Source organism: Enterococcus haemoperoxidus ATCC BAA-382, assembly GCF_000407165.1.
Taxonomy (GTDB): domain Bacteria; phylum Bacillota; class Bacilli; order Lactobacillales; family Enterococcaceae; genus Enterococcus_L; species Enterococcus_L haemoperoxidus.
Map to the genome: position 1 here is coordinate 633,904 of NZ_KE136480.1, position 16,869 is coordinate 650,772.

Genomic DNA, 16,869 nt, shown 5'->3' on the forward strand with positions numbered 1-16,869 from the left:
TGGTATCTAAGCAAACACATAACAACTATGGGGTCAATCAAATCTTTACCTAATCAAAAAAGTGACTAGGACATAACTCTGTGAGTCATATCCCAGTCACATGGAATCCGGATAAACGGTGGGAGCAGAAGCAATCCCTTCTTATTTCTCGGAATTAAACACTTGTCCCAACCTCTTTCTGCTGCTCAAATTCATTCTTTTACTTTTATCTGTCAGTATATTTGACCTTGAGAAAAAAACGATTTAAAAGCTAGCAACCGCTTATCTTTATTTATTATCCATAAAAAAAACACTTTCCAATAGTCTCATTAGAATTTTAATTATTTGAATAACGAAGAAAACTTATCCATAAATTCAGTTTTATAAGGTTCTTCTAGTAATTGAACCGCAGCAAGCAGTTGTTTTCGAGTCACCGATTCTGCTAAGGGGACACTATTACTTGCTTCATCTTTTAACAGCCGTACTCCCTCCGCCTCAATTTTATTTATAAGATTTTGTTGAGGATCGTTTTTTAAAGACTCATTTTGCAATCCCCATCTTGTCATTATCCAGCGATTTGTTTTTTGTGTTTTATCGATAACATTTTCTACTGAACGAAGTCTATTTTTAGTCTCCGCATGATAGATTTCAATGCGATCACCTTGACTTAAAGGTATTTTATCTGTGGCAAGGGTTGCATTAGTTCCTTCTATAGATTTTTCATACTTTATAACATTATTACTGTCTAGCACAGTCAGATTAGAATATAGTTTTCCAGCAAAATAACTATGGGTATCTTTCTTTGTTACAGAAAAAACAGCTTCTTCACCACTTAAATTCGTTTCAAATAGGCCGAATTGTTTATCACCAAGACCAAAAAATTGGATAGTTTGCTCTACTAAATCACTGCTCTTAAGTTCCTTCAACGTAATCGTTGCTTCGTTTTCCTTTTCTTTTACATAGACATAAAAATCATCTGTAATATAGCGTACCATTTGTTTTCCAGAAAATTTTAATCGGTAGACACCATTCGGTATGTTGTCAAAAACAAGCTTGTCTCCATCAATCGTTTGCGCACCTATTTCTTTATTTCCGTCATTTAAGGATAGTTTTATTCCTTTGAGATCTTGAATATTTTCTGTTTTTAATTGAATTGTTAGCTGCCCGTGTAAATTCAAACTTGAAATATCTTTATTTTGTACCATTTCAAAATTTGAATTGATTAAAATCGACTGATCCAATAGATCATGTGCACGCGTCAATTCACTTACAGGGACCACGTTAACCAGTGAAGCAATCGCCGGGTATCCTAAAGAACGATTTTTTTCAGCTTGTGTGTGATTAATATCTAGTCCCCATCTTTCTAATACAGGAGTAAAATCTTGTTGGCTCGTTTCACTGTAGTATTTATTTAATAAATCTGGTAATGGATAATTTTTTTTATTAAAATTAGGTTGATTCGCTAACTTGCGATATTCTTGATACAACGTTGTAAAGGCCTCATTGCCTGCTTTTTGTTTTAACATTGTTAGTAAAATAAGCTTTTCTCGTAAATCACCAGAATCATACGTGCCATTATTACTAACCAATTTCGTGTAAAGTCCACTTTCTACACTCGCTTTATTCCCATAATTAAATAACCAACTACTATCATCCGCTTTTTTCCCATATTTATCATACTGATACTGTACACCAAATAAATTATTGGAAACTTCTCCCGTATACATTCCTACACCATCAAAACCAGCTTGATAGCCGTGGGCAATTTCGTGTAGCGTCCCCCAACTATTTTTAGTTAGCCACATATCTATACTCGGTGTACTATTGGCCGTCCACTTCGCATTATAATATGCACCACCTGCTCCGTTGCTGTCTGCTTTTAAGAAATAACGATTTTTACCATTTTCGTTTTCTAATGATGAATGATCAAAGCCGGCCATTTGATTAAAATAGGCAAATAACTCATTATAGTGTTCAATAAGTTCGTCCAAAGAGGAATAGTCTTTTAGTTTTTTTACTAAGGCTTTGTCTCTTTTAGGAATTAACAATTGGAAATCTATTCCTTTTACTAAAGCGTAGTTTCCATCGCTTTGGTCCCAGATATTAAAAAATTCTTGCGGATTCATTTGATAATGATAGATGGGAAGCTGTTTTTGAGTTCTAGTATCTTGTATTTCATACTCTAATTGTGCGGACGTAGCTCCATAAGGCGTATCCACGAAGGGAACCAACGCTTCTGTTGCACTAATCTGGGTCCATTCAGCTCCAACTTTTATTTCTTTTTCAGCTTTAGAATCATTCCCCAACAATCGAAGCGTCAACTTATCTTTAAAGGTTGGATTGACTTGTCTCACTCTTAATTCAGTATCTTCCCTTAAGATAAAACCTAAATCTTGACGGTCATGATACTTCCCCTTGCTCATGCCAGCTTTAAAAATCATAGTCGGTTCTGGGATGCTAAAGATCTCTTTTACCTGACGTCCGCCATACTCACTTACTTCAAAATGAATAGTCATGTTTCCTTTGTAGGCATCCGTATTTTTAAACTTATTTTCTGGTGCTGATAGCTTAAAATCTGTGGCCCTATTTGCGACTGTCAACTCAGTAAGCAACTCTCCTGATCTTATTGGTTTAGTTGCCCCCTCCTTATAGATACTCAAATCTACAGGATTCTTACCGACACTGTTTTTAAGCTCTACAATCGGATCTGTATAGACTTGGATTTTAGCATCCGACTTTCCTGTAAATGATACTGCACCACTTCCTTGTACCACCTGTCCTTTTTTATTTAGTTCTATACTTTTAGTCGTTGTAATGTACGTCAACGGGTTCTCGACAACCGTAACCTCGACTTCAATATCTGCTAGTACATTCGTTGCTTGACTCTTTATAGTGACCTCAATCTTTGTTTTCCCTAGTGTATCGAAGGTTTTCTCACCTTTGAACCCAACGACTTCTATCGTATCAAAAGGAAGGATACTTTTTAAATCTTTAACAAAGTCAGATGCATTTAACTCTTTAAATGTGCTGCCTATTTCAACAGCCTGTGACACACCTTGTGCTGTTGGTTTTAACATTTGAACGGAAGACACACTTTCCTTGCTCCCTAACTCATTGGAGACTTTCACAGGTAGTTTAAACATCGAACTATCGCTATCATAGTACTCCATTATCGATGCATCTGCTGAAGATGACATCGGTACTTCAATACTGATGTTGGCTCTAATATTCCCAGCTTGATTCCCTAATTGTTCTAACATCTCTTTACTAATCCTAAGGTGAACAAACTGTTCCCCTTTTTCGTTCACAGAATATGTTTCTTTAACATTTTTTGACCAATCTGTCGTTGTTTTATCATCCGTTATTTTTATTTTTGTATTGTTTTCGTCTAGTGCAGCAGCGTACTTACTTAGATTTATATCCAATGACAACGGTTTATAATATTTTGAACTCCCTTGTTCCGGTAAAAATTGATGCACTTCCGCTTTGATTTTCTCATCCGTTTTATCTACCTTTCCCTCTATATCTGCACTTTGATAGGAAATTGGAATATTAATTTTAGCGGAAGAATCCAAGATACCAACGGCTCTCCTTCTTGGAACGTCAAAGACTCCAAACTGTAATGCTTTTAAATATTCATTAGGAACACCCTTATAAAGCAGAGTAAACACATAGGGTTTACGATTTGCTGGCTTTTTCGGCCAATATAACTTATAATACGGTTTTGTTCCATTCGTAAACGTTTTAGTATCTAAATTTGACTTATATATGTCATCATCCGCTATCGCAATATTTTGAAGATAATCTAAAGAAAAGTCTAAAGATGACTCATCATCAGGATAACCTTTTGTAATCGGGAGGATGAAATTAATATCTTTTTCTAATTGGTTTAAAGCCGTTCCCACCCGCCCCTCCAAAAGAAGTGGTTTTCCGGGAGGTGCTATACTGCCACTAGGCGGCTCCGGTGATGTAGCAAACTCCACATAAGGCATATTTTTAAACTTTGACAGATAAAACGGATCTTTAGTGATTCTCGTTAGATAGAGATTTAGATACTGACCGTCCTTATAAGCAACTTTGTGAATTTCTATTTGATCATAAATATCAATCTTTACTTCCGCTCCTCCAAAATCTCTCCATCTCTTGTATCCTTGACCAGCTTTTATTATGACTACATCGTCCAATAAACTATTGCCTAAGTATTGAAGAACGACTGCATCTTTCAGTATCTCCTCGTCTATCGGCTTACCACTTTTATAGTCACCTACTTCATCCATAACGGTTGTCAGTTCAGAAGTGTAAAAATTGCTCGTTGCTTTTTCCACTTTGATTGGGACACTAATTCGACTCTTTCTCTGCGTTTCTTCGCTCTGGATCATAACAGCTATTTTGGTATTCCCAGCTTGGTCGAATTTTTTAAACTCTTCAATGCCTAAAACCTTAGCCTCTTCAAATTTTAAATCGCTTTTCACATCAGTCACTAATTTTTCTGCGGATAGTTCAGCTGTAGAGCTACCTGCCCTAACTGTTGTCGGTACCGCCTTGGCGGTTGGAGGGTCTATATTAAATGCACATGCCGTCTCAACTGTTTCTTGTGTCTTGTTATTTTTTGCAACAAAAGAAAAGCGAAATTCACTTTCCTGATAGCTTTTCATTAATTGTTCATCATTTTTGTTTATCTTTAGCGTACTTTTTACACTGACCGACTGATTGCCCTCGGAATGGAAACGTTCTGCCATTTCCTGTGGAATGCCTACGATCAGTTTGTTTTCCTTCAAACGTTTTGTTACCCCTGGAGTACCCGTATAATCTTGGCCTTTTTCACCGATAATCTTAGTCTGATCTAAAAGTGCCTGTCCATCATAAGCGACCAGCTCTTTTACCTCAAGTGATAGCTCAAATTCTTTAGTGTCTAAACTGTTCTTATTCAGACACTGTTTTATTTCAAGTTCAATCATTTCTTTTTTTTGTACGGCAGTAAGGGTCAAAGACTTATTTTCTTCCATAGCCTCAGCGGTTAAATCATCGATTACAATTAGACTTAACATGAGAATTAGAATGGTGCTTACTACTAAAAGAAGTGAGGTTTTTTTGGCGGAATAGCTAGTATTATTCTTCATTTCATAATTCCTTTCTTAATTGTTCTACATAAAATCTGTTACACTTGCCAATACTATTTGTATTAGTTGGTGCTTATTATTCGCTCCTCCAACTAAGTTTAATAAACATTCACTAACTCTTAAAATAAAACGTGACTGAGACATAACTCTGCGAGTCATACCCCAGTCACATGGAATCCGGATAAACGATAGGAGCAGAAGTAATCCCTTCAGAAATAAACACTTCTGTTCCAACCTCGCTTCACAAACTTTTCTTTTCAAAAGTGATCGTTCGAGTCATTTTATCATAACAAATCGAACGGCTACATTTTTTTATCGCTCATTTAACCTTATCTTGAGTATACCCAAACATTTCCAGTTTCACTGCGTGCTCGCCAACTGGCAACTCTTTCGGCATGGGAACCTCCGTTACAGCCTGACCTGGTTTTACTAATCCCGTCGTCAATAAAAATGACGACCCCTATTCACTTACTTCAAAATGAATAGTCATGTTTCCTTTGTAGGCATCCGTATTTTTAAACTTATTTTCTGGTGCTGATAACTTAAAATCTGTGGCTCTATTTGCTACTGTCAACTCAGTAAGCAACTCCCCTGATCTTATTGGGTTAGTTGCCCTCTCCTTATAGATACTCAAATCTACAGGATTCTTACCGACACTATTTTTAAGCTCTACAATCGGATCTGTATAGACTTGAATTTTAGCATTCGACTTTCCTGTAAACGAGACTGTACCACTTCCCTGTACCACCTGTCCTTTCCTATTTAGTTCTATACTTTTAGTAGTTGTAATGTACGTTAGCGGATCCTCGACAACCGTAACCTCGACTTCAATATCTGCTAGTACATTCGTTGCTTGACTCTTTATAGTGACCTCAATCTTTGTTTTTCCTAGTATGTCGAAGGTTTTCTCACCCTTGAATCCGACAACCTCTATCGTATCAAAAAGAAGGATGCTTTTTAAATCTTTAACAAAGTCAGACGCATTTAACTCTTTAAATGTACTGCCTATTTCAACCGCCTGTGATACACCTTGTGCTGTTGGTTTTAACATTTGAACGGAAGACACACTTTTGTTGCTCCCTAGCTCATTGGAGACTTTCGCAGGTAGTTTAAACATCGAACTATCGCTATCATAGTACTCCATTATAGATGCATCTGCTGATGACGACATCGGTACTTCAATATTGATGTTGGCTTTAACATTTCCAGCTTGATTCCCTAATTGTTCTAACATCTCTTTACTGATCCTAAGGTGAACCATCTGTTCTCCTGCTTCGTTCACAGAATACGTTTCTTTAACATTTTTTGACCAATCAGTCGTTGTTTTATCATCTGTTATTTTTATTTTTGTATTGTTTTCATCTAGTTTCGCAGCGTACTTACTTAGATTTATATCCAATGATAAGGGTTTATAATATTTTGAACTCCCTTGTTTCGGTAAAAACTGATGCACTTCCGCTTTGATTTTCCCATCCGTTTTATCTACTTTTCCTTCTATATCTGCACTTTGATAGGAAATTGGAATATTAATTTTAGCCGAAGAATCCAAAATACCAACTGCTCTTCTTCTCGGAACGTCAAGTACTCCAAACTCTAAACTTTTTTTATATTCACCAGGAACATTTTTATAAAGTAAAGTAAACACATAGGGTTTACGATGTGTTAACTTCTTCGGCCAATATAACTTATAATACGGTTTTGTCCCATTTATCCCACTCGTAAACGTTTTAACATCTAAATTTGACTTATATATGTCATCATCCGCTATCGCAATATTTTCAAGATGATCTAAAGAAAAGTCTAACGATGACTCATCATCAGGGTAATCTTTTGTAATCGGTAAGATGAAATTAGCCCTTTTTTCTAAATAGTTTTCAGCCCACCCCACCGTAGCTTCCAAAAGAAATGGTTTTCCTACTGAGCCCATATTGCCGGGAGCCGGTTCCGGCGATGTAGAAAACTCTACAAAAGGCTTATTTTTAAACTCTGACAGATAAAACGGATCTTTAGTGAGTCTCCTTAGATAGAGATTTAGATACTTACCATCCTTATAAGCAACGTTGCGAATTTCTACTTGATCATTAGGACCAATCTTTAATTCTTCTCCGTTAAAGTCTCTCCATCTATAGTATCGACCGTATTTTATTATGACTACATCGTCCAAAAAATTCTTGCCTAAATACTGAAGAACGATTGCATCTTTCAGTAGAGCCTCATCTATTGGCTTACCACTTTTATAGTCACCTACTTCATCCATAACGGTTGTCAACTCAGAGGTGTAAAAATTGCTCGTTGCTTTTTCCACTTTGATGGGGACACTAATTCGACTCTTTCTCTGCGTTTCTTCACTCTGGATAATAACAGCTATTTTGGTATTCCCAGCTTGGTCGAATTTTTTAAACTCTTCAATGCCTAAAACCTTAGCCTCTTCAAATTTTAAATCGCTTTTCACATCAGTCACTAATTTTTCTGCGGATAGTTCAGCTGTAGAGCTACCTGCCCTAACTGTTGTCGGTACCGCCTTGGCGGTTGGAGGGTCTATATTAAATGCACATGCCGTCTCAACTGTTTCTTGTGTCTTGTTATTTTTTGCAACAAAAGAAAAGCGAAATTCACTTTCCTGATAGCTTTTCATTAATTGTTCATCATTTTTGTTTATCTTTAGCGTACTTTTTACACTGACCGACTGATTGCCCTCGGAATGGAAACGTTCTGCCATTTCCTGTGGAATGCCTACGATCAGTTTGTTTTCCTTCAAACGTTTTGTTACCCCTGGAGTACCCGTATAATCTTGGCCTTTTTCACCGATAATCTTAGTCTGATCTAAAAGTGCCTGTCCATCATAAGCGACCAGCTCTTTTACCTCAAGTGATAGCTCAAATTCTTTAGTGTCTAAACTGTTCTTATTCAGACACTGTTTTATTTCAAGTTCAATCATTTCTTTTTTTTGTACGGCAGTAAGGGTCAAAGACTTATTTTCTTCCATAGCCTCAGCGGTTAAATCATCGATTACAATTAGACTTAACATGAGAATTAGAATGGTGCTTACTGCTAAAAGAAGTGAGGTTTTTTTGGCGGAATAGCTAGTATTATTCTTCATTTCATAATTCCTTTCTTAATTGCTCTACATAGAATCTGTTACACTTGCCAATACTATTTGTATTAGTTGGTGCTTATTATTCGCCCCTCCAACTAAGTCTAATAAACATTCACTAACTCTTAAAATAAAGCGAGCGAACAATTGTTTTTATAACAATCGTTTGCTCGCTTCACAGGTCTTACTTTTTCAAAAGTGATCATTTGAGTCATTTTATCGTAACAAATTGAATGACTACACTTTTTATCACTCATTCAACCTTATTGCTTTCCGTTAATAACTACTGGCCTTGAGCTTATTGATTGTTACAAAAAAAGATGATTATAAAAAATGGAGAGAATCATTTTTTATACTCTCACTCCTTTTCAAGGTTTATTCTTTAACACTTGAAGCTTGAACGTTGTTTGTGAACCCGTTAGCCTTTGCTGTACTTCATCTTGAGTATACCCAAACATTTCCAGTTTCACTGTGTGCTCGCCAACTGGCAACTCTTTAGGCAAGGGAACCTCCGTTACAGCCTGACCCGGTTTTACTAATCCCGTCGTCAATATAGGTGTCGTTCGATCATTTAGGGTTACTTTAAATTGGATATCAGCCTTATTGAAACTAGGATTTACTAAGGCTATATATAACACTTTATCTCCTTCTTGAATTGCTATATCTCGAAATCCAGGAAAAGTAATGCTATTTATTGGTAAATTTTCTGGTTTCTTAATTTTCGCTTCGTATTTAACGGCTTGCGCATCATAATGAATGGCGCTCGTCTTCAACCCTCTAAAAAAAAGGAAGGCGAGTAGAATCGTTACAGCAACAACCGTACTGATTAAAATAATTAGTCTTTTTCTTTTTGAATGATTTTTCTTTTTTTTCATATATTCCTAACCTTCATTTATTATTCTGCGACACTGTAGCTGTAGGTCAATATATCTTCATAATTTCCTACTATGCTTGGTTTAACCGAGCTGCTTCCTAAGATTGCTTCAGATTTAATTCTCGGATTCGTCTTACTGAGTTCTCCAAGACTTGGTGCATTGTTGGTGATGATGGTACTCGTAGTCCCAGAAGTCTCATGAGCATACTTAATCAGCTGGTAGCGAATATCTTGAAATTCATCTTTATTTACTAAATTAAACTTATTTTTTGAAGTAACCGTAAGACTCACCTTATTCTCTCCTTGATAAAATCTCCCTTGTGTATCAAATAATGAAACGGTTGTATCTATCCGTTCGTTTAACTTTGAAAAGCTTAAATTAGAAGGAATAGCAATGATATACGTTGGATCTGATACAACTTTTTTTGAATGATAGTAGATGATGGGAACATCCACATCCTTGCTATTCTCAGATGCATCCACACTATCACCCCTCCCAAAGATATCAATAGAAAAAAACGTCAATACTATAATCAGCACCGATAATTTTATTTTCACCATGTGTCCTCCTTCTCACTGTAATTCATCCAACTTAACTACCTTCAATAATTAAATCTGTTTAACTAAGTATTATTTACGACTCATAAGATTGACAATAACGTCGTGATAGGATGTTTTAGCGTCTTATCGATTTCTTGCGGCGTCTCACTATAGGATACTTCGACCTTTGCACCAATTCCTACCTAGCCAAAGTTAAAATCTGAAACTGATTTAATGAAAATGTCTCTGCTATTAGTTTTTTTGACGATATATTTTCTTCTGTCACTGACTGACCCGCTGCCACTTTCATCAAGCTTTTTTCTGCAAATGTTCGTAATCCTTGAAAAAACACCATGCTAATATTTCTTTTTATTCATTGTAGGTAATATCTAATCCTTTTTTTAGGTCAACTTTGTTTCTTCATGAACAACTCATAACAATAACTGTCAGCAATCTATAACTACACTTTATTTTTTATTTTTTTAATTTCTTTGTATTACTTAGCTATTAAGGCTGTAAATCATCTAAAGTCCAATTAACTGTACCAGTAAATGCTTTACCTGCTGCATCATCTGCTTTAGGATCTGTTACAACTAATTTAATATCTTTGATTTGAGTTGCTACTCCACCTTTAATTGCGTTTGCTTCAGTTTTTTGGATAGCTGCTTGTGCAGTTGTTTGTCCAGCTTCCAAAGTCATTGATTTTTTTCCACCAGCAAGTACAATTTTGGAATCAGGGTCTAAAGTACCTAACACAGTGCTGTCTGATGCTGGATTTTTTGGTGTAAAATCATTTGTATTTGGATCAACTTCACCGATATCATATGATTGAGCATCTTCTAATGTATAAATTAATTTAGATGTTAGTTTTGTACCATCAGTTGCTGTAAGATCGCTTAATTGGGCTTTTAAATCCCAAGCAGGCACGCTATCTAATTGTCTGTCATCATTTACTACCAAATATTGTTTATCTGTACTAATATTATTGAAAGTTGCTGATGCTCCAACAGCTTTTTGCTCCCCAAATTCAAAGTTCCCTGGTTTCCAAATTAATGATATGTTGTTTGCAAATGGTTGGTTTTCCCCAGGAATTGTTGCCTCATCTGATTTGAAACTAACACCAACATCTGTTGTGTCTCCAAAAGTTTTAGCGTCTGCTGAAGTTGCGAATAACATCATTGCTGATGCTGATAATAAAGTAACTAAAATTGTTTTTTTCATTTTTATACCATCCTATGATAAATATAGCTATGAATTGCTGACAGGTATTGTTATAAGTTGTTCATTTTTTTATTGTAAAAGTTCAATTTGTTCTTTTAATAATGTGAATAAGTAGGTAATCAAGCCTAAACAGCTCAATGAGATGAACAGTAAACTAAAATTCAATACAAAGTTTACTTTTCTTTTTCTCAATTTTTTCAATAAAAATGCTTCCCTCGAGAGAGTGACTAAGAAAATTAATAGCGAGCCTATAGAAATTGCTCCTAAAATAAAGATCCATAAGTAATCAATCATATCTTTCCCGCCTTTCTAAATTTTTCCCAATATAATATTTCTTAAGCTAAACACTCCTATAAAAATGATCAAAAGTGAGAATCCTATTAAAGTCAAAATAAGAGAAGTAATTAATCCCCCTGTTGAAGGCAATCGACCTATCGGTTTTGGATTCGGTATTGATGGAAATGGTTCTTCCGGAATTAGCAGTGGCTGCTCAGGTTCTGCTAGATCACTCACTGTGAAACTAATACCAACATCAGTTCCATCAAAATTTGTTTTTGCTTCTGCTATTTTTCCAGAGAACAGTCCACTTGTTATCATAAAAAAAAGCAAACCCATTACAAATTTTTTCATTTTATTGGCCTTCTTTCTTTTTCTTTCTCTTCTTCCTTTTTTTATATTTCTTCCATTGGATTTCCATTTTTTTTCTTCTATTTAAAAGGACTCCCGTTATTACGAATGTTGTTATTAACAGAAGAACTGCAACTAATTTCATCCAATTAGGCGTGATAATTTTAAATCCACTATCTTCATTCATTTTTTTTGCTTGTTCCCCAGAAATAATGAACTCTTTTTCAAAATTCCAATCATTGTAACTATTATTTGCATTCATCTTTACTATATAGGTTCCTGCTCTAACTGCTGCCGTTCCCCAGTCCATTTCAAAATCAAAATGACTGTTCGGGGCTAACATATAGTTTTCAACCTTTATTTTCTTTAAAACATTTTGTTTTCCTTTCTCTGTCACTTCCGCTGTAACCGATAGATTTGAAAGAACTTTCGGTTCTGGATTTTGAAGTGAGGCCAACACCATTTTTTTCCCACGCTTTAAGGTAGACTTAACATCTAATAAGTTTAGCGTCTTAGAATCTTTATAATCATCTCCAGATTCTGACGTAAATAGCCCAACACGATAAGAAAATTTAGTTTTCACTCTTTCTTTTTCCTCAGGATTATCTAGTTCAAAAACCAATGCGCCCATCTTAATTCCAGGATAGCTGTCCTTGGGTGGGGTTAATTTAAATGTAGCTTCTTTTTCTTCAAAATTTTCAATTTTCATACTTGGTGTTTCTACTTGTACCATAGAACTTATTGGAGCTTTTAATGTTGAATCAAATAACTTTTCATCCTCCGTATACTCGATTGTCCCACTGTCTCCCGTATAAGCATCGGTTACATAGATCTTTAAATTAACCGCTTCTTTTTGGGTACTTTTCACTCTTACCTTTAATTGTTCTTCTTCACCAGGTTTCGTTTGAAGATAAAAATATGTTTTCTCAGGATCAATTTGTTTTGCACTACGAACGGCCGAAACGGTGTATCCTAAATTTGATTGTTCGTCCGCATGTGACTGATTAGGAAATGTGAATAACACTAGACCTAGAAAAAAGAGTAGGTATACATATCTGTTTTTTTTCATATAATTATTGATTGCTCCTTACTTGTCCAGTTTAAACGACTAGCTATTTTTTTTAACGTAAATTTCTACATAATACTGATCGTCCTCTTCTAGATAAAGCTCTGCACCTAGAATCGCTGACGAATCTTTTCTTTGTTTAGATAAATAGTTATTTACCACTGCCTGTGCTTTTTCGATCGTTTCAAACGGTCCTTCTATTTCTATATTATCTTCTTCCCAACCGCTTTCTTCCTCTTTTAATTCTGTCATTACAATAGTGTAGGTGATAAAAACGACACTACCGGCTAGGATTAGTAATATCAAATAGATAGGCCATAGAATATTGATTCCTGAAACTAAACATCCTAACCCGCTTAAGCTTAAAAGAATCCAATGTATTGACCCTTTTCCAGCACTGACTTGCTTCACTGAATAGATAGCTGTTGCCAGAAAAAAAGTCATCACTATCAAAAGGAAACTGGTTATTAGATAAATATATAAAGTGCTCCAATTATCATTCATAAAAGATAGTAGTTTATAAAGTAACGATAAGCGTTTGTCTACATAGAAATAAGCTTCTTGGTAAAAAAAGGTGAATTTTATTACATACACAATCCAAGCAATTACAAGAGCACTTTCCATAAAATAGAATGTCCACAGTGGACTCTTTTTTGTAATGGTTTCTTTCGCCACTAAAAATTCCACCTCCTTATTTTTTATTTTTTCATCTGACGATACTTTCTATTTGAAAATCATGTAACGATCCATTCTCTTTCACAATAAATCGAAACCAACTATGTAATTTTAATTTAAATTACTAATTAGCTTGCAGAAATGAGGTGTTCTTTTAATTTGATTCCCTCATTAGTACTTTTTAAACTGCTTTCAGTTGTAGAAAGTTTCTATAAATTTTAATAGATCTATTCATGTTTCAAGAAAAAAGTATAATTTTTCAAACTATTACTTGATCCTATGTACCTCTGTTAATTCACTTCATTCTTCTATGTGAAAAATAACCATCATTGCTTGACCATGTATCCTTTTGCTTGTATCGTTTTAATAATACTTGAATCAGCCGATGCATTTTTTATTTTTTCTCTAACATGGAAAATAATATTTGCTACTTGATATGTAGGCTGATATGAAGTGCCCCAAATGTTCTCATTGATTTCCTCATAATTAAATACTTTTCCTGGTTGACTGCAAAGTAACTCCATTAACTTGTATTCATTTTTAGTCAAGCCTACTTCTTTTTTATCGCTGTCTTTTGTATAAAGAATCAGTGACCTATTTATTGGATTTATTTTCAACAGTGGCATCCGTCCATTCGATACATGTGGCTCACTATTTTGCTGGTCCAGCATCTTATTTGCCTCTTGCCGCTGCAGATTATTACGAATGAAGAGGATAACTTCTGATGGAAAATGACTCTTATCAAACGTAGCATCCGCTCCTATCTTCAGATATATTTGTCTGATTGTAGAGGTAGCAACTTCAGAAATAACCCAAGTAAACGTCCCGCTATTCTCTTTAATCTTCATAATCCATTCACAAGTGGTGCTTATTTCTTGGTTTGCATCCTCTTTAATTAAAATTCCATCAAAATCAGAAGTTTTCTGTATAATATCAGTTTCATCTAAACTTACTAAATTAAGATCATATTTTTGAAATGCTTCAACTAGCTGTTGGTCCATTTCTTCATTTGAAATGACACCTAAATGATACATATAATCCCTCCATTGTCTTAGTCTTCTTAATATAATTAATAGCCTTACTGTGATAAAAAAGTATAGTTTAAATTGCTGTCATAAATCTTAGAATAAATAGGTGCAACTGCTAACCCAATCTTCCATTGAATGCTATAATAAACATATTAGTAGATTAAAAATATCTATTTAAATTAAATTATTTAAATGAATGTTTAAAATAAAAAAACGATAGATTGTTTTAACAACATTATAATAACAGCTCTTTAGAGTTAAAAAACCTCCTTGTAAGCGCTTTTCGTTATACTTTCACAAAAATAATTTAGTTTATATTTTTTATTATATTGAATATCATTTTCTTGAACTGTATAGTAATTATAAAAAGGAGACGCTAATGATAAAAATAAATATATACATTTTAGAAGATAACAATGCTTATAGAAATAGAATTCAGCAGATACTACAAACTTACAAATCAACTCTTATTTCTCTTGAGTTCCCAACACCTCATAACCATTTAAACTTTATGAGTGAGCTTTCAAGCAAAAAAATATCTGATACTGATATTTTCATCTTAGACATTGACCTTAAAACAAATTTTACGGGGATTGATGTTGCTAAAATGATCAGAGAAAGAAATAAAATTTCACCCATTATTTTTTTAACCAGCATGACAAATCAAGCTATCATGGTCATTAACGAATCTATTCAAGCAAAAGGCTACTTAGTAAAAGAAATCCATGATGATCTAATTCTAGAAGCAAATCTATTTAGTTTGCTCAGCAAATTAGAACAGGAAATCCTGCCCAAACGAGATGACAAGGAGATTTTAACTTTATCTACTCGCAATGAAACAATGTTTTTTCCCTACTCGGATATTCTTTACATCGAATCTGTGAAAGGCACTACAGGTAAAGTCATGGTAAAAACTGTTAACCAAAATCAACTGATTAATTGGAAAATCGGTAACGTAAAACAGCATATAAATCAGGAGTATATGTATACAGGTTTACAATCTTTTATAATAAATTTAGAAAATATACACGGCTTCAATCGGAGCTGTAATGCCATTATCTTTAAGAACTCTGAACAATTACTTGTGGGGCTAAAGGTTTTTAACAAAGTTGTCCGTGCAGTAAAGGAGTATCGAGATGATTTCACCTAAATTATTTCTTTCACTAGTTTCAATTAATTATTTTTTATTTGTGTGGTTCTCTTCTTATAAAAAACTAACATCGCTCAAAGAAAAAGTTCTATTAACCAGTGCCTTATTGCTACAATTTTTAGATGGGATTTTACCAGCTATACGTCCTTTTGTCCCAAGTTTTCCACTATTTTTTTTACTTCAAATTTATTTACTCATCCGTAAAGGGTATAATTGGCTGACTCCGGCAGTGATTAGTGCACTGGAAGCCACGCTCATTATTATTTCATGGCTACTTACTTGTGATTTGTGGACCATGTTATTTCTAAATCATGTATTCTCTGCTCAGATTTATTCTAAATTTTTAATAGTTATGGTTGTCTTACAACAAATTTTGCTGTTCATCTTGATCAAAGTGATTAGCTACTTTGATCAAAAATATCGTCTCATTCAAATGATTTCTTTAATGAGGAAAAAGCATTTTATTTGGGCATCGATTATTTTTTTACTTATCGCTGTTCTGATAACCGCTGAGCAAATTTTCGTCACAGAAAACTATCCTGTTTTTTATTATCTAAGCTTGGTCATGATCTTTAGCTTTACTTTTTTTCTAATCGGAAGCTCATACTTTATCAGTAAATACTACAGAGAAAAAGAGCACACTCAAGCTTTATCTAATGCTTTTAAAAAGGAAGAAGCACGAATTTCATTGTCTGATGAATTTCAGCATGATTATAAAAATATATTGATCAGTCTGACAAATTACTTAGAACACGGTGAATCTGAAAAAGCCATTGCTTTATTGAAAGAGATTACGGATTACTCCACGGAGGTTCTTAATCCCAACGTATTTCAAGCCATTCTATTAATTGAAATGCCTACAATTCAAGGGTTATTAAATAATTTTATTAATAACTGTCTTGAAAAAAATATTTCGGTTGATCTTAAAGTATTCAATAACATTACTGATATCAATATGGAGACTGTCGATTTCGTTCGCAGTTTATCGATTTTACTAGACAACGCCCTAGAAGCAGCTGAAAAAACAGATTTTCCATATATTTTAGTTAGTTTTTCAAAAGATTCTAATGCCACTACTGTGATTATATCTAACTCCTTCTTACCGTTAGATGATAAGACTTATCAATCGATATTTAAAAAGAAATTTTCTACTAAAGATGACCACAAAGGATTAGGTTTGCACATTTTTTCAAAAATTCTTAAACAGTATAAAAACGTTGATTATACAATAACGAAGGATAATAGTATGTTTACAGCTACTTTAAAAATTTTCTCATCTACAATATGATTTCATTTAGTTGGGTAACCTTCTAAGATAATCAGCAGGTCTATATCCTATTATTTTGAAAGATATACAAAAATAGGATATAGACATTCTTGGAATGATTTTAATTTTGTACAAAGAATAATAATCGAAAATAAACTAAGCAACTTCTCCTGATATTGCTTAGTTTATTTCTAGCAAAACATGGTAAAACACTTTTCCTGAATTATA

13 protein-coding genes are annotated in these 16,869 nt (G+C 34.2%); 2 read left to right on the forward strand and 11 right to left on the reverse strand.

All coding sequences use genetic code 11. The annotated features are described in order from the left end of the window. Positions 1 to 320 precede the first annotated feature (320 nt). The 11 genes from I583_RS16790 to I583_RS13685 form a co-directional block, all read right to left on the reverse strand. On the reverse strand, positions 321 to 5,099 hold the full coding sequence (locus I583_RS16790) for a putative mucin/carbohydrate-binding domain-containing protein (RefSeq protein ID WP_010761999.1): 4,779 nt from the start codon (positions 5,097 to 5,099) through the stop codon (positions 321 to 323). A gap of 319 nt (positions 5,100 to 5,418) precedes the next feature. Further along, positions 5,419 to 5,544: a hypothetical protein gene (locus tag I583_RS17080; RefSeq protein ID WP_279625131.1), complete on the reverse strand. Its 126-nt coding sequence runs from the start codon at positions 5,542 to 5,544 to the stop codon at positions 5,419 to 5,421. A 15-nt stretch (positions 5,545 to 5,559) separates the two neighbouring features. Beyond that, on the reverse strand, positions 5,560 to 8,199 hold the full coding sequence (locus I583_RS13645) for a hypothetical protein (RefSeq protein ID WP_016249908.1): 2,640 nt from the start codon (positions 8,197 to 8,199) through the stop codon (positions 5,560 to 5,562). A 362-nt stretch (positions 8,200 to 8,561) separates the two neighbouring features. Beyond that, the gene (locus I583_RS13650; RefSeq protein WP_010762001.1) at positions 8,562 to 9,068 is read right to left on the reverse strand and encodes a hypothetical protein; all 507 of its coding nucleotides are present in this window, start codon (positions 9,066 to 9,068) and stop codon (positions 8,562 to 8,564) included. A 20-nt stretch (positions 9,069 to 9,088) separates the two neighbouring features. Next, positions 9,089 to 9,550, reverse strand: coding sequence for a hypothetical protein (locus I583_RS13655; RefSeq protein WP_143140043.1), 462 nt, complete (start codon positions 9,548 to 9,550; stop codon positions 9,089 to 9,091). Positions 9,551 to 10,114: 564 nt separating this feature from the next. After that, positions 10,115 to 10,828: a WxL domain-containing protein gene (locus I583_RS13660; protein WP_010762003.1), complete on the reverse strand. Its 714-nt coding sequence runs from the start codon at positions 10,826 to 10,828 to the stop codon at positions 10,115 to 10,117. Between the two features lie 69 nt (positions 10,829 to 10,897). After that, positions 10,898 to 11,122, reverse strand: a complete 225-nt coding sequence (locus tag I583_RS17150) for a hypothetical protein (RefSeq protein ID WP_010762004.1) — start codon at positions 11,120 to 11,122, stop codon at positions 10,898 to 10,900. 15 nt (positions 11,123 to 11,137) lie between these two features. After that, positions 11,138 to 11,458 carry a hypothetical protein gene (locus I583_RS13670; protein WP_010762005.1) on the reverse strand — a complete coding sequence of 107 codons (321 nt, stop codon included), beginning with the start codon at positions 11,456 to 11,458 and terminating at the stop codon, positions 11,138 to 11,140. 1 nt (position 11,459) lies between these two features. Further along, positions 11,460 to 12,524 (reverse strand): WxLIP family cell surface protein, encoded by a 1,065-nt coding sequence (locus tag I583_RS13675; protein WP_010762006.1) that lies wholly within the window; start codon positions 12,522 to 12,524, stop codon positions 11,460 to 11,462. Between the two features lie 39 nt (positions 12,525 to 12,563). Beyond that, a complete protein-coding gene (locus I583_RS13680; RefSeq protein WP_010762007.1) occupies positions 12,564 to 13,196 on the reverse strand; it encodes a hypothetical protein in 633 nt (210 codons plus the stop codon). Positions 13,197 to 13,522: 326 nt separating this feature from the next. Continuing rightward, positions 13,523 to 14,230, reverse strand: a complete 708-nt coding sequence (locus I583_RS13685; RefSeq protein WP_010762008.1) for a winged helix family transcriptional regulator — start codon at positions 14,228 to 14,230, stop codon at positions 13,523 to 13,525. A gap of 373 nt (positions 14,231 to 14,603) precedes the next feature. On the opposite strand from I583_RS13685, the gene I583_RS13690 reads away from it, so the two are divergent. Both I583_RS13690 and I583_RS13695 read left to right on the forward strand, forming a co-directional pair. Continuing rightward, the gene (locus I583_RS13690) at positions 14,604 to 15,374 is read left to right on the forward strand and encodes a LytR/AlgR family response regulator transcription factor (RefSeq protein ID WP_010762009.1); all 771 of its coding nucleotides are present in this window, start codon (positions 14,604 to 14,606) and stop codon (positions 15,372 to 15,374) included. A 106-nt stretch (positions 15,375 to 15,480) separates the two neighbouring features. Next, the gene (locus tag I583_RS13695) at positions 15,481 to 16,662 is read left to right on the forward strand and encodes a sensor histidine kinase (RefSeq protein ID WP_167584605.1); all 1,182 of its coding nucleotides are present in this window, start codon (positions 15,481 to 15,483) and stop codon (positions 16,660 to 16,662) included. The last annotated feature ends 207 nt before the right edge of the window (positions 16,663 to 16,869 follow it).